This window comes from Caulobacter sp. GW821-FHT11A05, from assembly GCF_058809015.1.
Map to the genome: position 1 here is coordinate 199,612 of NZ_JBXASF010000005.1, position 19,480 is coordinate 219,091.

Consider the following 19,480-nt stretch of genomic DNA (forward strand, 5'->3'; position numbering starts at 1 on the left):
TCGAACCCCTCGGGTCAAACGCTATCGGAGGGCGGTATGCTCCAACTTCGGCCAAACTGCGAATGCTGTGATGGTGATCTGGCCCCGGACGGCCCCGGCGCGATGATCTGCACCTTCGAATGCACCTTCTGCGAAGCCTGCGCGGCGGACCGTTTCGGCGGCGTCTGCCCCAACTGCGGCGGCGGGCTGGTGGCGCGTCCGGTGCGGCCGACGGCGCTGCTGGTGAAGGCGCCGGGATCGACGGAGCGGGTGCTCAAGGGCCACGCGGCCTGCGCTTAAGGGAATCGGGTAGTAACACCCCATGCGCATCACCACGGTCGGCCTCGATGCCGACGACACCCTCTGGCACAACGAGACCCTGTTCCGCCTGACCCACGCGCGGTTCGTGGCCCTGCTCGAGCCCCATGCCGACGAAGAGACGCTGCAGTCCCGCCTGGCCGAAGCCGAGCAGCGCAACCTTCGCCTCTACGGCTATGGCGTGAAGGGCTTCACCCTGTCGATGATCGAGACGGCCATCGAGATCACCGACGGCGAGGTCCCCACCCGGGTGATCCGCGAACTCCTCGCCGCCGGCCGCGAGATGCTGACCGAGCCGGTCGAGCCTCTGCCCGGGGTCGAGACCGCCCTGGCCCAGCTGTCGGAGCAATACCGCCTGGTGCTGATCACCAAGGGCGACCTGCTGCACCAGGAACAGAAGCTGGCGGCCTCCGGCCTCGGCGACCTGTTCGCCGCCGTCGAGATCGTCAGCGAGAAGGACCGCGGCACCTACGAGCGGGTCTTCTCCCGCCATGGCACCGGCGCCGCCGAGGCGGTCATGGCCGGCAACTCGGTGAAGTCCGACATCATCCCGGCGCTGGAGGCCGGCGCCTGGGCGGCGCTGATTCCCTATCCGCTGGTCTGGGCCCATGAGGCGGCGACGGCGCCCAAGGACCATCCCCGCTACCGCGAACTGGGGACCCTGGCCGACCTGCCGGGCTGGCTGGCGGAGATCAGCTAGGTCTGTAAGCTGGCCGCCTTCCCCGGAGGTCGCCTTGAAACGCCTGATCCCGCTTGCCGCCCTGCTGCTGCTGTCCTGCGCCAGCCCGTCAGCCGGCCCGACCTACGACCTCGTCGTGCGCGGCGGGACGATCTACGATGGCTCCGGCGGGGCGCCCTATCGGGGTGACGTCGCCATCGACGGCGATCGCATCGTCAAAGTCGGCAAGGTCTCCGGGCGCGGAACCCGGGAGATCGACGCCAGCGGCAAGGCGGTGTCGCCGGGCTTCATCAACATGCTGTCCTGGGCCACCGAAAGCCTGATCGCCGACGGCCGGGGCCTGTCGGACCTCAAGCAGGGGGTGACCCTGGAGGTGATGGGCGAGGGCTCCTCGATGGGGCCGTGGAACGAAGCCATGATCGCCCAGGAAGTCGAGCGGCAGGGCGACATCAAATATCCGGTCAGCTGGAAGACGCTCGGCGGCTATCTGGAGATGCTGGAAAAGAAGGGCGTCGGGCCCAACGTCGCCTCGATGATCGGGGCCGAGACGGCGCGGACCTATGTGCTCGGCGAGGGCGATGTCGACCCCAACGCGGCGCAGCTGGTCGCCATGCGCGGCCTGGTCGTCCAGGCCATGGAGGAGGGGGCGCTGGGGGTCGGCTCGTCGCTGATCTACGCGCCCGGAAGCTATGCCGAGACCGACGAGCTGGTCGCCCTGGCTTCCGAGGCCGGCCGCTGCGGCGGCATCTACGTCAGCCACATGCGCTATGAGAGCGACCGGCTGCTCGACGGTGTCGACGAGCTGATCGACATCTCCCGCCGCTCCGGCGCGCCGGGCGAGATCTGGCACCTGAAGGCGGCCGGCAAGACCAACTGGGACAAGCTGGACCCCGCCATCGCCCACATCGAGGCGGCCCGCGCCGCCGGCCTGCGGATCAGCGCCAACATGTACACCTACACGGCGGGCTCGACCGGCTTCGACGCCGCCATGCCGCCCTGGGTCCAGGCCGGCGGCCGCGAGGCCTGGATCGCCCGGCTGAAGGAGCCGGCCACCCGGGCCAGGGTCATCGCCGAGATGCGCGATCCGAAGAGCCCCTACGAGAACCTCTACCGCCACGCCGGGGCCGAGGGGACCATCATGGTCGGCTTCCGCACCGAGGCATTGAAGCCCCTGACGGGCCGCACCCTGGCCGACTACGCCAGGGAGAAGGGCGTCTCGCCCGAGGACGCCATGATCGACCTGGTCATCGCTGACGGCAGCCGGGTGCAGGTGGTCTACTTCCTGATGAGCGAGGAGAACGTCAAACGCCAGACGGCCCTGCCGTGGATGAGCTTCGGCTCCGACGCCGCCGCCCTGGCCCCCGAGGGGGTGTTCCTCAAGTCTTCCACCCACCCGCGCGCCTACGGCAACTTCGCCCGGGTGCTGGGCAAGTACGCGCGCGAGGAGAAGAGCCTGACCCTGCCCGAGGCGGTGCGCCGGCTGGCCGCCCTGCCGGCCCACAACCTTGGCCTCCACGACCGGGGGCTGTTGAAGGTCGGCTACCACGCCGATGTGGTGGTCTTCGATCCGGCCACGGTCGGCGACCACGCCACCTATGACAGGCCGCGCCAGTACGCGACCGGCGTCTCCGAGGTGGTGGTCAACGGCGTGGTGTCGTTGGCTGATGGCGAGCCGACGGGGGCGCTGGGCGGCCGCTTCGTGCGCGGCCGGGCCTGGAAGGGTTGGGCCGACGGCGGCTGCCGCAAGAGCGCCAAGGCCTGGAGCTGGTAACCCTCCTTCCCCTGTCATCCTCCGGCCGCCCGAAGGGCGGACCGGGGGACCCATCCTTCCGCGTGAAGACTCCTGGGAGTCCTTCCAGAGCCGCCATGGGTCCCCCGGTCCGCTGCGCGGCCGGAGGATGACAGCGCTTGGTGTCGCTAGAAGGTCCCCACCCAGACGACGACGATCCAGGCGCTGAAGACCAGGGCGAGCACGGCGACGGCGCGGGCGGCGAGGCGCTTTTTCGGATCGGCGATGGCCCGGGCTTCGCGGATCAGGGCCAGGGCGGCCAGGCCGTAGACCAGCATGAACAGGGCCACCGACAGGCCGATCAGCAGGTTGAACTGGGCGCTGATGGCCGGGGAGATGGTGGCCAAGGCGGCCAGGGTCATCAGCACCCCGGTCAGGATCAGGCCCCGGCGCGGGGTGACGGCCGGATCGGCCTCGGAGAGGATCTTGGGCAGATAGCCCGCCGCCCCCCCGGCCCGGCCGGTCTCGGCGGTGACCAGGATCCAGCCGGCCAGGGTGCCGCTGGCCTTCAGGGCCGCGCAGGCGGCGATGACGGCCCCGGCGATCGGCCCGGCCAATCGGGTGACGACGTCGGCGAAGGGGGCGGAGGAGGCCTTCAGCTCGGCGGGGCTCAGCACCCCCTGCACGGCGACGCAGGCCAGGACGTAGACGAGCGCCGCCAGCCCGACGCCGAGCAGGGCCGCCCGGGGCAGGTCGCGGGCCGGATCGCGCACCTTGGCGGCGGCGGCGTTGGCGCTCTCCAGGCCCAGGAAGGCCCAGAAGACCAGCACCACGGTCGGCGGCAGGGTCTGGGTCAGCGGCTTGGCCGAGGGGTTCCAGGCCTGGACGAAGAGGTCGGGATTGAAATGGAGGAGACCCAGGACGGTGGCGGCGAGGACCGGGATCAGGCCCAGCGCCAGGCTGATGCCGCCGAACCCGGCGACGCCCCGCGCGCCCAGCATGTTCAAGGCCACGAACAGCCACATGACGGCGAGCAGGGTGACCAGCGTCAGGCCGCCGAGCACCGGGAACAGGCTGGCCAGATAGCCCACCGCCGCCAGGGCGATGGCGACGTTGCCGGCCCAGCCGCTGACCCAGTAGGCGGCCCAGGCCACCGGCCCGGTGGCCGGATGCAGGGCGGCGCGGGGATAGTCGAGCACCCCGTCGGCCTCGGGCCTCAAGCGGCCGAGGATGGCGAACACCCCGGCGATGGCCAGCGCCCCGCCGGCGGCGATCAGCCAGGCCAGCAGGCTGGAGCTGCCGACATCGGCGAGCGAAGCGGGCAGCAGATAGAGTCCCGACCCGATCATGTTGCCCGCGACCAGCAGGGTCGCGAGCAGGGGGCCGATGCGGCGGGGTTCTGGCTGGCTCATGGCGGGAGTTCCGCATTTCGACGATCGGGGGTCAACGGGGCGGGCCGCGCCGCTTATCGAAGCGGGCTACCATTATAGCGCGTTTCCGGGCGTCCACCGCGGGGCGGCGCCTAGCCGATTGTTTTCATGTGCCTTTCGGGTTGATCGGGTGTCGGCGAATGTGGCCTGGAGCGTAGCCCGGAGTGTGGGTCGACCGTCTGCGAACGTGGCCCGGAATGCGCCCGCCCCGGGCTACGCGGCGCCGCAGATTGCAAGGGCCCAGATTCGGGCGTTTGGAATATGTCTAGACATATTCATGTTGGGCGGCCCGCTCCGAAACTCTCCCCTCGCTTGCGGGGCGGCCAAGCGCGTATGGCCGCGACGGGAGGTTGGTGAGTTCGCCTCGGGTCTCCCTTCTCCCCTCGCGGGAGAAGGTGGCGCGAAGCGCCGGTTGAGGGGGCTCACCGGCCTTCGACACAGCCTGTCGTCGCCGCCTCATAGCGGCTGAAAGAGCTATCGACCCCTCATCCGGCCCTTCGGGCCACCTTCTCCCGCAAGGGGAGAAGGGACCTCTCACGGCGGCTGACCTTGTCTTGGCCGGCGGTCGCCATCGCGACTGTCCCCCCCGCGACGCGGGGGGAGAGCTTGGAATTTTGGCGGCCGTGTCACAGTCGTGGCCGTCGCCTCGTCACATCACAAACGGAGCTGCTCATGACCCGCTGGATCGCCGCCATCCTCGCCCTGCTGCTGGCCGCCAATGGCCTGTGGATGCTCAGCTTCCCGCAGGCCTGGTACGACGCCGTGCCGGGCGTGCCGCTGACTGGCCTCTTCAACCCGCACTTCGTCCGCGACATCGGCATGGCCTACCTGACCGTGGCCGGCGGCCTGGCTTGGTTCGCCTGGCGCCCGGTCCAGGGCTGGCCGGCCCTGGTGCTCGGCGCGACCTTCCTCGCCCTCCACGCCGGCATCCATGTGGTCGACAACGCCTGCGGGCCCGGCCCGCTGCAGGCCTTTCTGCGCGACCTGCCGGGCGTCTACCTGCCGCCGCTGATCGCCGGCGCCATCGCCTTCCTCAACCGTCCCGCCAAAGGAGTCTGATCATGCTCAAGGCCTATTTCGCCCGCTACATTTCCCGCTTCGAGAAGCAGTGGGGCTACGACGCAAGCTATATGCGCGACCTGCTCGACGCCGGCTGGTGGCGCTTCATGCGCTTCGGCTTCGTCGCCAGCCTGGGCCACGGCGACGCCGCCCCGCGCGACGCCCTCAGCGCCGCCGGCATCCTGGCCACCCTGCGCGAGGACTGCGGCCCCTGCACCCAGATCGGCGTCGACATCGCCGAGAAGAGCGGCGTCGATCCGGCCGTGCTGCGCGCCATCCTGGCCGGCGACTGCGCGTCGATGAGCGAGGCGGCGGCGCTCGGCTACCGCTTCGCCCGCGCCGTGCTCGACCACGACGGCCCGGCCGCCGACGAGATCCGCGAGGTCATCGAGACGCTGTGGGGCAAGAAGGCCGTCGTCGACCTGTCGCTGGCCATCACCGTCGGCCGCATCTATCCGACCGTGAAATTCGGCCTGGGACATGCGAAAACCTGCTCGCGGGTCACCGTCTCCGGCGCCCCCGTTCCGTTCCACCGTCCGGAAGTTCTGGCTGCATGAGTGACGTCGCCGCCTTCGAAGCCCAGCGCCCCCGCCTCAAGCGGCTGGCCTACCGCATGCTCGGCTCGGTCAGCGAGGCGGAGGATGTGGTGCAGGACGCCTGGCTGCGCTGGGACCGCTCCGGCGACACGGCGCTCGACGCCGGCGCCTGGCTGACCCAGACCACCACCCGGCTGTGCCTGGACCGGCTGAAGTCGGCCCGCGCCCGGCGGGAGACCTATGTCGGCCCCTGGCTGCCCGAGCCGCTGATCGAGGAGGAGCTCAGCGATCCGCTGGAGCGGGCCGAGGACGTCTCGGTCGCCTTCCTGCTGGCCCTGGAGCGCCTCTCGCCCCTGGAGCGGGCGGTGTTCCTGCTGCACGACGTCTTCGACCAGGACTATGGCGAGGTGGCGACGACGCTTGGCCGCGACGAGGCCGCCTGCCGGCAGCTGGCCTCGCGGGCCCGCGGTCACCTGAAGGAGGCCCGGCCGCGCTACAGCGTGCCGCAGGACCAGGCCATGCGCCTGGCCGCCGCCTTCATGGACGCCTCGGCCAGCCAGGACTTCACGGCGCTGGGCGAGCTGCTGGCCGAGGACGCGGTGCTGATCTCCGACGGCGGCGGCAAGCGGCCCGCCGCCCTGCGGCCGATGGTCGGGCGCGAGGATGTGCTGGCCCTGCTCAAGGGGCTGGCCTGGCGCGGCGCCCTGCCGACGGTCGAGAACATGCGGCCGGCCCGCATCAACGGCCTGCCCGGCCTGATCATGAAGAACTCCGACGGCCTGACCACCATGGCCTTCGAGTGCAACGCCGAGGGCCTGCTCGGGGCCATCTACATCATCCGCAATCCGGAGAAGCTGGCGCACCTTTCGGCAGGCTGAGGTGGGCGCAGGCCAGCGCCGCCAGGGCCAAGACCGGGCTCAGCGCCAGCACGGCCGACAGGCCGCCGAGGCTGGCGACCGCCATCCCGGCCAAGGGTCCAAGCGCCGCCGCCAGGAACTGCGCCGTCGGGCTGACCGCCCCGGCGCGGCGGCTGGAGTCGGCCCCGTGCAGGACGCCGAACAGGCTGGCGCCCAGCAGCAGGGCGGCGAAGGCCAGCAGGCCGAAGGCGGCGACGAACAGCGGGGCCGGCGGCCTGAAGGCCAGGGCCAGGCAGGCCAGCAGCAGGCACAGGACCACGAGGCCAAACAGTCGCCGCAGGCTCATCCGCCCGGCCAGCGACACCGCCGCCATGGCTCCCAGCATCTGGGCCCCGAGCGTGGTCAGCACCACCAGGCCGCTGACCGCCTCCAGCCCCTGGGCGGCGGCGAGGTCGCGCATCTTGAACCAGAGGGCGGAATTGGCCGCGAAGTAGAGGAACAGGGCTGTCAGGCCCAGCAGTCCCCGGCGGTCCGGCCGTCGGTCGCCGGCCTGCGCCAGGTCTTCCATGGACCGATTGAGCAGCGGCGCGACCAGCAGGCAGAGACCCGACAGGACGGCCGCGAAGAAGACGCCGCCGGCAGGACCCAGCGCTGAGGCCAGGGCGGCCGCGAACACCTGCCCGGCCGACTGAATGAGGAAGAAGGCGGCCGCCCAGGGCTCGGGCTTTGGCTTCCGGGCGATCATCCCGACGGTGATCCAGATCAGCACCCCGCCGGCCAGGCCGCCGAGGCCGCGCAGGGCGAAGAACTGGCCGTCGCGGGCAAAGAGGGCGCCGATCCCGGCCAGAACGCAGACCAGCGCCCCGCCGGCCGCCCACAGCCGCAGGCGCTCGGGCTTCAGGACCAGGGCGCAGACCGCGACGCTGAGCGCCATGGCGAGGAGTTCGCCGATCGCCACCGGATGAACCAGATCCGGGGACAGCCGCCCGGCGCCAGCCAGTTCGCTGAGCAGCAGCGGCTGCAGGCCGGTGACGATCATCGCCAGCGAGCCGAGCGCCAGGGCGGCGAGGGCGGGGCGGCGGTCGCTGGCCGGGCGGGCGTCCAGGGCGGTCATGGCGGGAAGACTAGCGGCCGATTCTTCCTAAGCCGCCAACGGCCGCTCAGGGGGCCGGGGCAGCCGGGGCGCCGGGAACTTCCAGCGCATACTGATAGCTGTCGTTGCCGCAGGGCGCCGTCGTGCCGTTGACCCAGGCGGCGGGCTTCAGGCGCCCAGCGAGGGCGGGATTGGCGGTCAGCAACCGGCGCGCAGGTTCCATGTCCATGAGGGGCGTGAAGCGGCCATCGCCCTTGATGGCGATTGATCCGCCGAACACCGCCTCGCCCTCGGCCAACTCGAAGGCCGGCGAACCGAGGCAGAGGGTGAGGGAGGATTGAATGTCGACCCGCGAATAGAGTTTTTCCATCCGCCAGCGGCCAGCCGGCACTCGGAAGACCAGCAACTCCTCGGTCTTCTTCTCCCAGATGGTGCTGATCGGCTGGTGGATGGCGATGCGGCTGCCGCCCTGGGTGAACATGCCGTCGCCGAGGGTCAGGTGGATGCCGGTGAACTCGATGCCGCCCACGGACGTCATTCGGAAGACAATCACCGTCTCGCCCGGGCCGACATTACCGATGTCGGCGGCAGGGATGGCGTCGGCGACCCGGCCGGCCTGAATCAACCGTGCGACGCCGGGGCGCGGTACGCGGGGCCGGCCGGCGTCGGGCATCTGGCCCACCGTGGTGATGCTGAGCGACAGCTTGTCGAGACCGCCGGGACGGCCTTCGAACTTCGTGGCCGCCCTCACCAGGTCATTGCCGTACCGCCGTAACACCGTCCCGTGTGGCTGGGCGGCGCCCACCCACGGCGCCAGCCCGGCCCGCTGCTGGTCGGCCGGCAGTTTGGCGAGCGCCGCGCCCTCGTTGGCGTCGAGGCCGACCACGTTCCAGCCGCGCACGACCATGCAATTCTCGACATTGGCGGCGTCGGCGTTGGTGTTGACGCCCTTGGCGATGCCGCTGACCAGCGCCGGGGTCACCGCGTCGATGACCCAGTCGCCCGAGCCCATCGAATGGGGGTCGGTCTGGGCGGCGCGCGAGGCGCTGTCGACGCAGGCCTTCACGGCCGCGTCGTGGCTGTCGATGTCCGCGCCGGCGCGATGGAAATAGGTGTAGCCGCGGCTGGCCTGGGTGAGATTGGTCTGGGCCGAGACCGGCGTGGTCAGACCGGCCAAGCCGGCCGCCAGCAACAGGACAGCGCGCATATCGGAAATCCCCCGGAACAAGGACGGGACGATACGGCCAGCCGCCCTGTCCCCGCAACCGCGCGAGCCGCGACATTTTTCGCGCCGCCTCCATTGTTCGTTCACCCAGCCGGGTCTAGCCTCCCTTCGTCCGGGGAGACCGGACGCCAACGCCAGCGCTGAGGGAGCCTCATGCCGCACCGTGATTTCATCGCCTACATCGGGCGGTTCGAACCCTTCCATCTTGGCCATCACGCCGTCCTGCGCCGGGCGCTGGAACTGGGCCGGCGGGCCATCGTGCTGATCGGCTCGGCCGACGCGCCGCGCAGCGCCCGCAATCCCTGGACCTATCAGGAGCGGGCGGTGATGATTCGCGCCGCCATGGGCGAGGACGCCGACCGCCTTACGATCCGTCCCCTGATCGACCACCTCTACAACGAGACCGCCTGGGTCGCCGAGGTGCAGGCCCAGGTCGCCGCCGCGATCGCCGAGACCGGCCATGAGGGGCCTGCGACGGTTGGGTTGATCGGTCATGAGAAGGACGCCTCCAGCTACTACCTGCACGCCTTTCCGCAATGGGACCTGGTCGACGTCGACCAGGTGGCCATGCTGTCGGCGACCGAGCTGCGCGAGCATGTCTTCGCCGATGACGCCGGCGGCGGGCGGCTGCTGGAGGCCAATGTGCCGCCGGCGGTGTTCGAGACCCTGCAGGCCTTCCGCCGCACCGCCGCCTTTTCCCAGATCGCCGACGAGTGGCGCCATGTCATCGACTACAAGAAGATCTGGGCCGTCGCGCCCTATCCGCCGACCTTCGTCACCGCCGACGCCGTGGTCGTCCACTCGGGCCATGTGCTGCTGATCAAGCGCCGCTCGCAGCCTGGCAAGGGGCTGTGGGCCCTGCCCGGCGGCTTCGTGAACCAGGACGAGACCCTGCTGGCCGCCGCCATCCGCGAGCTGCGCGAGGAGACCCGGCTGAAGCTGCCCGAGCCCGTGCTGCGCGGCGGCCTCAAGGGCCAGGCGGTGTTCGACTATCCCGACCGCTCGATGCGGGGGCGGACCATCACCCACGCCTTCCACTTCGACTTCCCCACCGGCCCGCTGCCGGCCGTGCGCGGCTCGGACGACGCGGCGCGGGCCCGCTGGCTGCCGGTCGCCGAGGTGATGGGCATGCGCGGCCACCTCTTCGAGGACCACTACTTCATCCTCGAACGCTTCCTCGGCGCCAGCTGACGCCGGGGCTTCACCGGCCAGGGGGATAGACCCCCGCGGCCTTCAACGACGCGAAGGAGCTTCCCGTCATGATCAATCCGATCCTCAACACCGACAGCTACAAGACCAGCCACTACCTGCAGTATCCGCCGGGTACGGAGCGGGTGTTCTCGTACGTCGAAAGCCGCGGCGGCGACTATCCGAGCACGGTCTTCTTCGGCCTGCAGGCGATCCTGAAGGCTGAGTTCCAGACCGCCATTACAGCGGCGGATATCGATGAGGCCGAGGAGTTGCTTAGGACCCACGGCATGCCGTTCAACCGGGCCGGCTGGGAGCGGATCGTCGATGTCCATGGCGGCTACCTGCCGCTGGAGGTGCGGGCCGTGGCCGAGGGTTCGGTCGTGCCGGTGCATCAACCCTTGATGACGGTGGTCAACACCGACCCGTCGCTTCCGTGGATCACCAGCTATGCCGAGACCGCCCTGCTGCGGGTCTGGTACCCGATCACGGTGGCGACGATCAGCTACCACGTGCGCCAGATCATCAAGGCGGCGCTGGAACGGACGGCCGACGATCCCATGGCCGAGCTGCCCTTCAAGCTGCACGACTTCGGGGCGCGCGGCGTGTCGAGCGAGCAGTCGGCGGCGATCGGCGGCCTCGCCCACCTGGTCAGCTTCCAGGGCAGCGACACCCTGTCGGCCATCGTCGGGGCGCGGCGCTGGTACCACGAGCCGATGGCCGGCTTCTCGATCCCGGCCGCCGAGCACAGCACCATCACCAGCTGGGGCCGCGAGCACGAGGCCGACGCCTACGCCAACATGGTCGCCGCGTTCGGCAAGCCAGGCGGAATATACGCTGTCGTATCGGACAGCTACGACCTCTACGCGGCCATCGAACAGCTCTGGGGCGAGGCCCTGAAGCAGCAGGTCATCGACAGCGGCGCCACCCTGGTGGTGCGGCCCGACAGCGGCGATCCGGTGACGGTGGTGGCCAAGACCCTGCGGCTGCTGGCCGAGCGGTTCGGGACGACGGTGAACAGCAAGGGCTTCAAGGTGCTCAACACCGTGCGGGTGATCCAGGGCGACGGGGTCAACCCGGTCAGCATCGCCGCCATCCTGGAGCGGATCACGGGGGACGGGTTCAGCGCCAGCAACATCGCCTTCGGCATGGGCGGGGCGCTCTTGCAGCAGCTCAACCGCGACACCCAGAAGTTCGCCTACAAGACCTCGGCGGCGCAGGTCGGCGGGGCATGGCGCGACGTCTTCAAGGACCCGGTCACCGACACCGGCAAGCGGTCGAAGAAGGGGCTGTTGGGGCTGGGGCGTGATGACGCCGGCTGGAAGACCGTGGCGGTCGATGGGGAGCGGTTCGCGCCGCTGGAGGGCGGCGAGAACCTGCTGGTTCCGGTGTTCCGGAATGGGGAGCTGCTGGTCGACCGGACGTTGGCGGAGGTGCGGGCGACGATGGCGGCGAGCGAATAACCTCCCTCCCCGAATTGGGGAGGGTAGGCGCGCGTTGCGCGCCGGGTGGGGCACTGGGTCACCACTTCCCGCCGGTTTGGCCTCTCAGCGCATAGTCTCGAAAGTCAGTGACCGACTTCCCCACCCGACGCGCGTAACCGCGCGTCTGCCCTCCCCGAAGGGGAGGGAGGTCCACCGCCCCGTCAAGCCTTCTTCACGAACTCCGTCCGCAGCACCAGGTCGCGCACCTTCTCGGCCCGGCATTCGATCTCGGCCGGATCATCCGTCAGGCGGATGCCCTTGATCAGCGTGCCGCGCTTGAGCGTCACCCCGCCGGAGCCCTTCACCTTCAGATCCTTGACCAGGATGACGTTGTCGCCATCGGCCAGGAGGGTTCCGTTGCTGTCTCTGACGTCCATGGCTTGAGCCCTCCGGTTGGAGCGCCCTAGTGCCAGCCCTCGCCGCCGGCCTCAAGGGCCGCCGGGTTCATCGGCCGGGCGACCAGGCCGCCCTGGGTCAGCCAGACCTCGTAGCGGGCGTTGTTGGCCATCGGCATGAAGGCCCCGCCGCCGTAGAAGCTGTCGACCATCGGGGCGTAGCGCTTCGACTTGCGGGCCATGGTCCACAGGTCGATGTTGCCGGGCTCGGGGCCCAGGTCGTAGACGCTGCGCGGGGCGCTGAGTTCGTCGGCGGTGGTCTCGTAGCGGCCGGACAGCCGGTCGAGCCGGTACTGGGTGTCGAGGCCCAGGACGTTGGCCCAGGACTTCCATTTCAGCATGCGCGCCTCGATGCGCCATTGGTCGCCGTGGATCTGGTAGCGTTTGACGGCCGGGGCCGTCTCGGCGGCGGTCGGCGGGGTGGTCAGGGTGGCCTCGAACAGCTGGGGTCCCAGCTGGCGGGTCTCGATGGTGGCGACGGGGCGCTCGTAGGTCAGGCGCTGGTAGGTCTGCACGTCCAGCCCGGCCAGGGCCACGACGGCGCCGGCCGCCAAGAGGCCGCCGCCGACCGCCGTGCCGAACAGGCCGCCGACGAAGCGTCCGCCGAAGAGACCGCCCAGACCGCGTAACAGCACGATCGCCCCCAGCAGCGCCGAGGCCGCCGGCAGAATCCACCACCACCAAACCATGGAACGAACTCCCTTGCCCCCGGACGGGACGCCCGAAGGTTAATATGATCACGGGTATGCAACGGGCGCCAGCCGGGAAGGCTCCACAGGCGAGTTGGCCGGCCCTGGCCTGCGGCGGCGTGGCTGTGGACAAGTCCGCGAGGGGCGGGGGTTGTTGCGGCGCTTATGGTTTCCAGCCGACTCGGCCCCATCTAATTGGACCATGCGTTTCGACGACCGCTTCCTGGAGGAAATCAAGAGTCGCGTCCGGCTGTCGGACGTGATCGGCAAGACCGTGAAGCTGAAGCGCCAGGGCCGTGAGTTCGTCGGCCTCTCGCCGTTCACCAAGGAGCGGTCGCCCAGCTTCTTCGTCAACGATGACAAGGGTTTCTACCACGACTTCAGCTCCGGCAAGCACGGCGACCTGATCAGCTTCTTCCAGGAGACCGAGCGGCTCAGCTTCATGGAGGCCGTCGAGCGGCTGGCCTCGGAAGCGGGGGTGCCGTTGCCGGCCCCGGACCCGCAGGCGGCCGAGCAGGAGAAGAAGCGCCAGGGCCTGACCGACTGGATGGACCTGGCCGCCGCCTGGTTTGAGGGCGAGCTGCGCCGGCCGTCCGGGCGCGAGGCGCGGGCCTATCTCGAACGCCGGGCGCTGCCAGACACCGAATGGAAGCGGTTCGGGCTCGGCTTCGCGCCGGAGAGCCGCACGGGGCTGAAGGACTATCTGATCGCCAAGGGCGCCAAGCCGGGCGAGCTGGTCGAGGCCGGCCTGCTGATCGCGCCGGAGGACGGCGGCGCGCCCTACGACCGCTATCGCAACCGGATCATCTTCCCGATCGCCGACGCGCGGGGGCGGGTGGTGTCGTTCGGCGGCCGGGCGCTCGATCCCAACGCCCGGGCCAAGTACCTGAACGGGCCGGAGACCAGCCTCTTTCACAAGGGCCGGCTGCTCTATGGCCTGCCCGAGGCCCGCAAGCTGATGCACAGCGGCGGGGCCGACGCGCCGCTGGTGGTGGTCGAGGGCTATATGGACGCCATCGCCTGCCAGCGGGCCGGCATCGCCGCCGTCGCCCCGCTGGGCACCGCCCTGACCGAGGACCAGATGGAGGTGCTGTGGCGGCTGCACCCCGAGCCGACCCTCAGCTTCGACGGCGATGCGGCCGGCCGCCGGGCGGCCAACAGCGCCATCGACCGGGCCCTGCCGCTGATCAAGCCGGGCAAGAGCTTCCGCTTCGCCATCGTGGTCGGCGGCAAGGACCCCGACGACGTGCTGCGCGAACAGGGGCCGGCGGCGCTGAAGGCCCAGCTGACCGACACCACCCCCTTCGTCGAGCAGCTGTTCCACCGCGAGCGCGACCTGGAGCCGCTGGACACGCCCGAGCGCCGGGCCGGCCTGAAGGTGCGCCTGCGCAAGCTGGCGGCGACCATTGCCGATGGCGACCTGGCCCAGGCCTATCGCGAGGACCTGCTGGGCCGCTACGAGCAGCTGATGCCGTCCGGGCCGCAGCGCTTCGAGGTCGGGGCGGCGGCGCGGGTGATGGCCCGGCAGCGCTGGGACGGCAAGAAGGGCGGCAGGTTCGGCGGCGGCCCGATCGGCCCCAACGCCGAGACCACAGAACAGGTCCGCCGCATGCGCAACCAGCCCCGGCCGCTGTCGGCGGCCCTGGCCTATGCGGCGTTGCAGGACCCGCATGTGCTGGACGACAAGGTCGAGCAGCTCAGCGCCCGCGGCTTCCTCGACGACCGCCTGAGCGCCCTCGCCGACGAGCTGGTCGAGTTCCGCTTCGAGAGCGACGCGGTCGACGCGGTGTCGGTGCGCCGCCGGCTGGAGGCGCGCGGGTTCGGCGAGGACATCTTCCTGCAGCTGGCCCGCACCGCCAAGGCGGCGGGGGCGGCCTTCCTGAGCGCCGACATGGATCCGGTCAAGGCCCGGCGGCTGTGGTCGATGGCCTTCGACCTGCTGGTCAAGCTGGAGACGCTGGAGCGGGCCGTCGAGGGGGCCAAGCAGGACCTCGAGCGCGACAACGACTCCTCGACCCTGATGCGGCTGAAGACCGAGCGTGACCTGCTCAAGCGGCTGGTCGACAGCGGTGGCTGGTCGGACGAGGCGGAAGCCGCGCCTTGGTTGAACTAGCCGCTGGCCTTGGTCGGAACCGGCTTGGGGCCGCTGGACTCGAGGATCCGCAGCATCAAATCCGGATCCGTCCGCAGGCACGGCGGTTCGCCGAAGCGCTCGCGCCAGCGGCGCTCGATGGTCTTCAACTTGCGAGCTCGGCCGGCCATGTGACGTCCCCTGACGACGGATATTAGGGGCTGCAACGCGGCCGCCAAACGCACGGTTGCCCGGCAGTTGGGGACGATTTTGGGGATTAACGGTAGGGGCTGGTCGTAGGCCGGGAAAATCAACGTCTTGCGGCGGCGAGAAAATTCCCGCCGCCGCCGCCGTTCACCATCAGTCGAAAACGATGACCGAGCGGGCCAGTTCGCCGCGCTTGAGTTCCTCGAAGGCCTCGTTGACCTGGTCGAGGCGGATGCGCCGGCTGATCATCTGGTCCAGCTTCAGCTTGCCGGCCATGTAGAAGTCGACGAAGCGGGGCATGTCGACCGGGAAGCGGTTGGAGCCCATCAGGCTGCCCTGGATGCGCTTCTCGGCCAGGAAGTCGGCGCCGTGCAGCTCGATGTTCACGCCGACCGGGATCATGCCGATGACGTTGGCGGTGCCGCCGCGGGCCAGCATCTTGAAGGCCTGTTCGGTGGTGGCTTTCAGGCCGATGGCCTCGAAGCTGTGCTGCACGCCGCCGCCGGTCATCTCCAGCACCTGGCCGACGGGGTCGCCCTGGCTGGCGTCGACCACGTCGGTGGCCCCGAATTCCTTGGCCAGGTTGAGCTTCGAGCCCTGCATGTCGATGGCGATGATGCGGCCGGCCCCGGCGATGGCCGCGCCGTTGACCGCCGCCAGGCCGACGCCGCCGCAGCCGATGACGGCCACGGTGTCGCCCGGACGGACGTTGGAGGTGTGGATCACCGCGCCGACGCCGGTGGTGACGCTGCAGCCGATCAGGGCGGCGACGTCGAAGGGCATGTCCTTGCGAATGGCGACGCAGGCGTGCTCGTGGATCAGCATCTGCTCGGCGAACGAGCTGAGGTTGAGGAACTGGTTCATCACCGGGGCGGCGGCGTCTTCACGGAAGATGCGGGGCTCATCGCCCTTGCCGCGCTTGGTGTCGGGGCTGATGCAGCGCGACATGTGGCCGGTCAGGCAGTGGTTGCAGTGGCCGCAGTAGGCGCTCAGGCAGGTGATGACGTGGTCGCCCGGCTTGCAGGTGCGGACCTCGCTGCCGACCGCCTCGACGATGCCGGCGCTCTCGTGACCCAGCACCGTGGGCAGCGGGAAGGGGTACTTGCCCTCGACGAAGTGCAGGTCGGAGTGGCAGACGCCGGCGGCCTTGGTGCGGATCAGCACCTCGTGCGGGCCGGGCTTGCCGATGGACACATCCTCGATGAGGAGGGCCTTGCCCACCTCGCGCAGTACCGCCGCCTTCATGAGTGCTCTCCCGAACGATTGTTTGAGGCACGTTATCGCTGTTCACCGCTGCGAGCGGAAGGGGGACGTAGGGGAAATCTGGGCGCCGGGCGCCGGGGGCGGCCGACGGGCTGTGACCTGAAAACCGCTTAAGGGGCCGTTCGCCCAATGCGCGACCATGCTGCCTCTTGACGGGCGAGTGGGCCCCGGCGCGTACTGCGGGTGAGGGACAAGCGTTTGTAATGTCGGGGTTTTCATGAACGGCTCGTTTACGATGCTGGCCTTTGCCATGGCCAGCCTGGGGGGTGTGACGCCGCCCGAGCACATTCCGCCCGCGCCCGTCCCAGCCACCGCCTACCAGGGCCTGGACTGCGCCGGCCTGATGCAGGCCGCCGAGACGGTCGATGGCGACCTGGCCCGGGCCTGGGACCGCCAGGAGATGCTGGTCCGCCACCGCTTCGGGGCGCCGCCGACGATCGTCCGCCGCTCCGAGGGCGAGGTTTCGCAGCTGAAGGGCGAACTGGAGGCCATCTGGCGCGTCGCCGACACCAAGGGCTGCGGCGAGGCCGCTCAGCGGGCCGACCTGGCCTGGGCGCCTGGCCGTGAGCCGGGACCGATGCTGGGCGAGCCGCGCGAGCGGGAGGCTTTCGAGCCGGCAGCGCCGCCGCCTTTGGACGCCGCCGACAGGGGCCCCGAGGTGGACGCCGTCTACGGCGACGAGCCGCCCGCCGATGAGGCGGCCTACGGGCCCGACGAGCCGGCCTTCGCCGACGAGCCCGAGCCGGTCGATCAGGCGGCCATGGATGACGACCTGGCCGGTGGCCCGGTGATCGACGAGCCGGCCGAGGTGGACGGCTACGGCCAGCCCGCGTCGCCGGCGCGGGACGCCGGTCCGGCCCGCTGGCCATCCGCCCGTGCTCCGGTGGACGGCGACCGGTCGCTGGACGACGTCGATTGGCCCAAGGCCGATTGATCCTGTCCTGACGACGGTTTTGACTTGCGGCGCGGCCGGGCCTAACCCGGCCGTATGCCCAGCCAGAGCCTGTTCGCCACCCGCCTGTACCGCGCCGAGCTCAGCGATGAGCGCGGCTTCGAACCGTTTCTCGAGGACCTGGCCGACGCCTGCGCCATGATGGCGGCGGAGGACGAGGCCGGCCGCGCCTGGTCGAAGGCCAACCGCTATCCGGGCTACACCTCCTATTCCTCGCCGGGCCCTCTGTGGACGCGGGCCAGCGCCTTTGGCGACCTGAAGACCAGGCTGGACCGCCACGTCCGCGCTTTCGCCCTGGAGCTCGGCCTCGACCTGGCCGGCGGCAAGCTGCGGCTCGACAGCCTTTGGGTGAATGTCCTCAAGCCCGGCGGCGGCCACAGCGGTCACATCCATCCTCACAGCGTCATCAGCGGCACCACCTATGTCGACGTGCCGCCCGGCGCCTTGGGGCTGAAGCTGGAGGACCCCAGGCTGGCGATGATGATGGCCGCGCCGATGCGCCTGGCCGAGGCGCCGGCCGACCAGCAGCCGTTCGTCTATGTGACGCCCCAGGCCGGTACGGTGCTGATGTGGGAAAGCTGGCTGCGACACGAGGTGCCGGTCAATGCGGGCAGGACCGATCGGGTGTCGATCAGCTTCAACTACGGTTGGCGCTAGCTTTCTGAACGCCGGATAACGCTGTCGTCCGAGATGGCGTTCAGATGCGCTGATTCATGGTGGGCCCATGGAGCAACACCGCTCCGTTTGGGAGGCTACCATGAACAAGACCATCACCTACCTCGCCGGGTCCGCGGTTGCGGCCCTCGTCTGCGCCGCCGCCGGCGCCGCCTCGGCCGCCGACATCGACTGTCCGCTCAGTCAGGCCCGGCGGACCATAGTCGACCCGCTGCCGGGCGGTTGGTGGACCACGCCGCAGGTCAACAGCCTGTCGGACACCCGCATTGTCACCATCGGCGGCCAGCGGGCCTTGATGTGCGTCTACGGCGACTCCGGCTCGATCCAGCGCAACGCTCCGAGCGGCATGCTGTGCTCGACCCGGCCGACCGGTTTCCGCTGCACCCCGCCGATCATCATCCTGCCGCCGGTCCCGCCGCCCGCCCCGCCGATCACCTTCTCGACGGGCGGCGTGGTCGTGCCGCAGACCTATGAGGTCAACTTCGACAACGGCGCTGTCGGCGGCGGTGGCGGGGCCGACCTGTGGTTCCAGGCGGTGACCGCGTCCGAGCGCTACCTGACTCCGATCAACGGCGCCAAGATCGCCGTCGGCGACCGCTCCAACCGGGGCCGCGACGGCTGCCGCGTGGCCAGCTACTCCTCCGCCCGGGTGCCGCTCGCCGCCGTGCCGGTCGGCAGCTACATCTGCATGAAGACCAACCAGGGCCGCACCAGCCAGTTCCGGATGAACGCCATCACCGGCCTCTCCGTGAAGACCCTGGAGATGGGCTACACCACCTGGGCCAACTAGCGGCGATGGCCGCGCGTCCGTCGGGCTCGCAACCTAGCCGTTGCGGGCCCGCACGCACATCTGGCGACCTTCGTAGCGGTCGCCGACCAGAGAGCCGTCGCGGGCGGCGTCCTTGCGGGCCAGTTCGTAGGCGCGGTTCTCGGTGATCGGGCGCTCGCCCTTGCCGCACACCGGCGTCTCGACCCGCTGGGCGTGTTCACACAGGCAGATGTCGTAACCCTGGTCGATACGGCTGGACGAGCCGCGACAGACCGGCGGACGGGACTCGCCGCCGACATCCAGGCACATGACGCCCATCTTGGGATGGGTGGCCGAGTCCGGCGAGGCGTTGACGGTCGAACTGGCGCCGATGGCCAGCAGGGCGGCGGCGGCGATGATCAGGCTGCGCATGGGGCGTTCCTCCACTCAGGCAAGAATAACACCCGACAGGCGAACTTCGATGCGTCTACCAGCGGCGCTTGCCGCTGACGGTTTCGAAGAACAGGCGAAAGTCGCCCATCAGGCTGAACAGCGGGTACTGGAAGGTGGCCGGTCGGTTCTTCTCGAACACGAAATGGCCGACCCAGGCGAAGCCGTAGCCGACCAGCGGGGCGGCGAGGAAGAACCAGGGATTGACCAGCACGCCGGCGACCAGGGCGGCGATCACCAGTCCCGTGCCGACCACATGCAGCCGCCGGCTGACCGGGTTGGCGTGCTCGGTCATGTAGAAGGGGTAGAAGTCGTGAAAGGTGCGATAGCGCTCGCCGGCGGGAAGCTTGGCCATGGGCGCAAGCATCGGCCGGGCCGGAACGGCGGTCAAGAAATCGCCCTGAGAATACCGCCGAACCTGCACGGCTTGCTCAGCTGATGTTCAGACTTGCC

The 19,480-nt window shown here is 70.1% G+C and carries 21 protein-coding genes; 12 read left to right on the forward strand and 9 right to left on the reverse strand.

Annotated features, from left to right (window positions below):
• Positions 1 to 36: 36 nt before the first annotated feature.
• From AC1RSK_RS09840 to AC1RSK_RS09850, 3 genes are read left to right on the forward strand one after another with little or no spacing between them, the layout of a single operon-like run.
• Entirely contained in the window at positions 37 to 279 is a 243-nt protein-coding gene (locus AC1RSK_RS09840) for a DUF1272 domain-containing protein (protein WP_492907325.1), read from the forward strand.
• A gap of 22 nt (positions 280 to 301) precedes the next feature.
• On the forward strand, positions 302 to 997 hold the full coding sequence (locus tag AC1RSK_RS09845) for an HAD family hydrolase (RefSeq protein WP_492907326.1): 696 nt from the start codon (positions 302 to 304) through the stop codon (positions 995 to 997).
• A gap of 34 nt (positions 998 to 1,031) precedes the next feature.
• Positions 1,032 to 2,747, forward strand: a complete 1,716-nt coding sequence (locus AC1RSK_RS09850; protein WP_492907327.1) for an N-acyl-D-amino-acid deacylase family protein — start codon at positions 1,032 to 1,034, stop codon at positions 2,745 to 2,747.
• A 146-nt stretch (positions 2,748 to 2,893) separates the two neighbouring features.
• Here AC1RSK_RS09850 and AC1RSK_RS09855 read toward each other — a convergent pair whose 3' ends face one another.
• The gene (locus tag AC1RSK_RS09855; protein ID WP_492907328.1) at positions 2,894 to 4,117 is read right to left on the reverse strand and encodes an amino acid permease; all 1,224 of its coding nucleotides are present in this window, start codon (positions 4,115 to 4,117) and stop codon (positions 2,894 to 2,896) included.
• Between the two features lie 690 nt (positions 4,118 to 4,807).
• Here AC1RSK_RS09855 and AC1RSK_RS09860 point away from each other — a divergent pair.
• Genes AC1RSK_RS09860 through AC1RSK_RS09870 form a run of 3 tightly spaced genes read left to right on the forward strand, consistent with a single transcriptional unit; the run spans position 4,808 to position 6,608 of the window.
• Positions 4,808 to 5,194, forward strand: coding sequence for a hypothetical protein (locus AC1RSK_RS09860; protein ID WP_492907329.1), 387 nt, complete (start codon positions 4,808 to 4,810; stop codon positions 5,192 to 5,194).
• A 2-nt stretch (positions 5,195 to 5,196) separates the two neighbouring features.
• Positions 5,197 to 5,751: a carboxymuconolactone decarboxylase family protein gene (locus AC1RSK_RS09865; protein WP_492907330.1), complete on the forward strand. Its 555-nt coding sequence runs from the start codon at positions 5,197 to 5,199 to the stop codon at positions 5,749 to 5,751.
• Positions 5,748 to 6,608, forward strand: a complete 861-nt coding sequence (locus AC1RSK_RS09870) for a sigma-70 family RNA polymerase sigma factor (protein WP_492907331.1) — start codon at positions 5,748 to 5,750, stop codon at positions 6,606 to 6,608. The genes AC1RSK_RS09865 and AC1RSK_RS09870 overlap by 4 nt, the downstream gene beginning before the upstream one ends.
• Here AC1RSK_RS09870 and AC1RSK_RS09875 read toward each other — a convergent pair.
• Together AC1RSK_RS09875 and AC1RSK_RS09880 are read right to left on the reverse strand one after the other, a co-directional pair.
• Positions 6,565 to 7,701, reverse strand: coding sequence for a hypothetical protein (locus tag AC1RSK_RS09875; protein ID WP_492907332.1), 1,137 nt, complete (start codon positions 7,699 to 7,701; stop codon positions 6,565 to 6,567). The two genes, AC1RSK_RS09870 and AC1RSK_RS09875, sit on opposite strands and share 44 nt — an antisense overlap.
• A gap of 46 nt (positions 7,702 to 7,747) precedes the next feature.
• Positions 7,748 to 8,887: a hypothetical protein gene (locus AC1RSK_RS09880; protein WP_492907333.1), complete on the reverse strand. Its 1,140-nt coding sequence runs from the start codon at positions 8,885 to 8,887 to the stop codon at positions 7,748 to 7,750.
• 171 nt (positions 8,888 to 9,058) lie between these two features.
• On the opposite strand from AC1RSK_RS09880, the gene AC1RSK_RS09885 reads away from it, so the two are divergent.
• Together AC1RSK_RS09885 and AC1RSK_RS09890 are read left to right on the forward strand one after the other, a co-directional pair.
• Positions 9,059 to 10,096, forward strand: a complete 1,038-nt coding sequence (locus AC1RSK_RS09885; protein WP_492907334.1) for a bifunctional nicotinamide-nucleotide adenylyltransferase/Nudix hydroxylase — start codon at positions 9,059 to 9,061, stop codon at positions 10,094 to 10,096.
• Positions 10,097 to 10,164: 68 nt separating this feature from the next.
• Entirely contained in the window at positions 10,165 to 11,556 is a 1,392-nt protein-coding gene (locus tag AC1RSK_RS09890) for a nicotinate phosphoribosyltransferase (RefSeq protein WP_492907335.1), read from the forward strand.
• A gap of 182 nt (positions 11,557 to 11,738) precedes the next feature.
• Here AC1RSK_RS09890 and AC1RSK_RS09895 read toward each other — a convergent pair whose 3' ends face one another.
• A complete protein-coding gene (locus AC1RSK_RS09895; RefSeq protein ID WP_271067983.1) occupies positions 11,739 to 11,954 on the reverse strand; it encodes an alkylphosphonate utilization protein in 216 nt (71 codons plus the stop codon).
• A gap of 26 nt (positions 11,955 to 11,980) precedes the next feature.
• A complete protein-coding gene (locus AC1RSK_RS09900) occupies positions 11,981 to 12,661 on the reverse strand; it encodes a hypothetical protein (protein ID WP_492907336.1) in 681 nt (226 codons plus the stop codon).
• Positions 12,662 to 12,863: 202 nt separating this feature from the next.
• Here AC1RSK_RS09900 and dnaG point away from each other — a divergent pair, with 202 nt between their 5' ends.
• Positions 12,864 to 14,774 (forward strand): DNA primase, encoded by a 1,911-nt coding sequence (gene dnaG, locus AC1RSK_RS09905; protein ID WP_492907337.1) that lies wholly within the window; start codon positions 12,864 to 12,866, stop codon positions 14,772 to 14,774.
• Here dnaG and AC1RSK_RS09910 read toward each other — a convergent pair.
• Both AC1RSK_RS09910 and AC1RSK_RS09915 read right to left on the reverse strand, forming a co-directional pair.
• On the reverse strand, positions 14,771 to 14,923 hold the full coding sequence (locus AC1RSK_RS09910) for a hypothetical protein (RefSeq protein WP_492907338.1): 153 nt from the start codon (positions 14,921 to 14,923) through the stop codon (positions 14,771 to 14,773). The two genes, dnaG and AC1RSK_RS09910, sit on opposite strands and share 4 nt — an antisense overlap.
• Before the next feature lie 169 nt (positions 14,924 to 15,092).
• A complete protein-coding gene (locus tag AC1RSK_RS09915) occupies positions 15,093 to 16,184 on the reverse strand; it encodes a Zn-dependent alcohol dehydrogenase (RefSeq protein WP_492907339.1) in 1,092 nt (363 codons plus the stop codon).
• Positions 16,185 to 16,419: 235 nt separating this feature from the next.
• Here AC1RSK_RS09915 and AC1RSK_RS09920 point away from each other — a divergent pair, with 235 nt between their 5' ends.
• The 3 genes from AC1RSK_RS09920 to AC1RSK_RS09930 all read left to right on the forward strand — a co-directional run bounded on the left by AC1RSK_RS09920 (position 16,420) and on the right by AC1RSK_RS09930 (position 18,619).
• Complete coding sequence (locus AC1RSK_RS09920) at positions 16,420 to 17,136, forward strand: hypothetical protein (protein ID WP_492907340.1); 717 nt, start codon at positions 16,420 to 16,422, stop codon at positions 17,134 to 17,136.
• Positions 17,137 to 17,190: 54 nt separating this feature from the next.
• Entirely contained in the window at positions 17,191 to 17,811 is a 621-nt protein-coding gene (locus AC1RSK_RS09925; RefSeq protein ID WP_492907341.1) for a TIGR02466 family protein, read from the forward strand.
• A 100-nt stretch (positions 17,812 to 17,911) separates the two neighbouring features.
• A complete protein-coding gene (locus tag AC1RSK_RS09930) occupies positions 17,912 to 18,619 on the forward strand; it encodes a hypothetical protein (RefSeq protein WP_492907342.1) in 708 nt (235 codons plus the stop codon).
• 33 nt (positions 18,620 to 18,652) lie between these two features.
• Here the strand turns inward: AC1RSK_RS09930 and AC1RSK_RS09935 are convergent, their stop codons facing one another.
• Together AC1RSK_RS09935 and AC1RSK_RS09940 are read right to left on the reverse strand one after the other, a co-directional pair.
• Positions 18,653 to 19,009 (reverse strand): hypothetical protein, encoded by a 357-nt coding sequence (locus AC1RSK_RS09935; RefSeq protein WP_492907343.1) that lies wholly within the window; start codon positions 19,007 to 19,009, stop codon positions 18,653 to 18,655.
• A 55-nt stretch (positions 19,010 to 19,064) separates the two neighbouring features.
• On the reverse strand, positions 19,065 to 19,382 hold the full coding sequence (locus AC1RSK_RS09940) for an Mpo1-like protein (protein ID WP_492907344.1): 318 nt from the start codon (positions 19,380 to 19,382) through the stop codon (positions 19,065 to 19,067).
• Positions 19,383 to 19,480: the final 98 nt, after the last annotated feature.

Coding starts and splice junctions, on each gene's coding strand:
- AC1RSK_RS09870 (WP_492907331.1), top strand. CDS start 5,748: ATGAGTGACGTCGCCGCCTTCGAAGCCCAGCGCCCCCGCCTCAAGCGG.
- AC1RSK_RS09915 (WP_492907339.1), bottom strand. CDS start 16,184: ATGAAGGCGGCGGTACTGCGCGAGGTGGGCAAGGCCCTCCTCATCGAG.
- AC1RSK_RS09890 (WP_492907335.1), top strand. CDS start 10,165: ATGATCAATCCGATCCTCAACACCGACAGCTACAAGACCAGCCACTAC.
- AC1RSK_RS09930 (WP_492907342.1), top strand. CDS start 17,912: ATGAACAAGACCATCACCTACCTCGCCGGGTCCGCGGTTGCGGCCCTC.
- AC1RSK_RS09845 (WP_492907326.1), top strand. CDS start 302: ATGCGCATCACCACGGTCGGCCTCGATGCCGACGACACCCTCTGGCAC.
- dnaG (WP_492907337.1), top strand. CDS start 12,864: ATGCGTTTCGACGACCGCTTCCTGGAGGAAATCAAGAGTCGCGTCCGG.
- AC1RSK_RS09840 (WP_492907325.1), top strand. CDS start 37: ATGCTCCAACTTCGGCCAAACTGCGAATGCTGTGATGGTGATCTGGCC.
- AC1RSK_RS09880 (WP_492907333.1), bottom strand. CDS start 8,887: ATGCGCGCTGTCCTGTTGCTGGCGGCCGGCTTGGCCGGTCTGACCACG.
- AC1RSK_RS09900 (WP_492907336.1), bottom strand. CDS start 12,661: ATGGTTTGGTGGTGGTGGATTCTGCCGGCGGCCTCGGCGCTGCTGGGG.
- AC1RSK_RS09895 (WP_271067983.1), bottom strand. CDS start 11,954: ATGGACGTCAGAGACAGCAACGGAACCCTCCTGGCCGATGGCGACAAC.
- AC1RSK_RS09865 (WP_492907330.1), top strand. CDS start 5,197: ATGCTCAAGGCCTATTTCGCCCGCTACATTTCCCGCTTCGAGAAGCAG.
- AC1RSK_RS09855 (WP_492907328.1), bottom strand. CDS start 4,117: ATGAGCCAGCCAGAACCCCGCCGCATCGGCCCCCTGCTCGCGACCCTG.
- AC1RSK_RS09935 (WP_492907343.1), bottom strand. CDS start 19,009: ATGCGCAGCCTGATCATCGCCGCCGCCGCCCTGCTGGCCATCGGCGCC.
- AC1RSK_RS09885 (WP_492907334.1), top strand. CDS start 9,059: ATGCCGCACCGTGATTTCATCGCCTACATCGGGCGGTTCGAACCCTTC.
- AC1RSK_RS09875 (WP_492907332.1), bottom strand. CDS start 7,701: ATGACCGCCCTGGACGCCCGCCCGGCCAGCGACCGCCGCCCCGCCCTC.
- AC1RSK_RS09910 (WP_492907338.1), bottom strand. CDS start 14,923: ATGGCCGGCCGAGCTCGCAAGTTGAAGACCATCGAGCGCCGCTGGCGC.
- AC1RSK_RS09925 (WP_492907341.1), top strand. CDS start 17,191: ATGCCCAGCCAGAGCCTGTTCGCCACCCGCCTGTACCGCGCCGAGCTC.
- AC1RSK_RS09860 (WP_492907329.1), top strand. CDS start 4,808: ATGACCCGCTGGATCGCCGCCATCCTCGCCCTGCTGCTGGCCGCCAAT.
- AC1RSK_RS09920 (WP_492907340.1), top strand. CDS start 16,420: ATGAACGGCTCGTTTACGATGCTGGCCTTTGCCATGGCCAGCCTGGGG.
- AC1RSK_RS09940 (WP_492907344.1), bottom strand. CDS start 19,382: ATGGCCAAGCTTCCCGCCGGCGAGCGCTATCGCACCTTTCACGACTTC.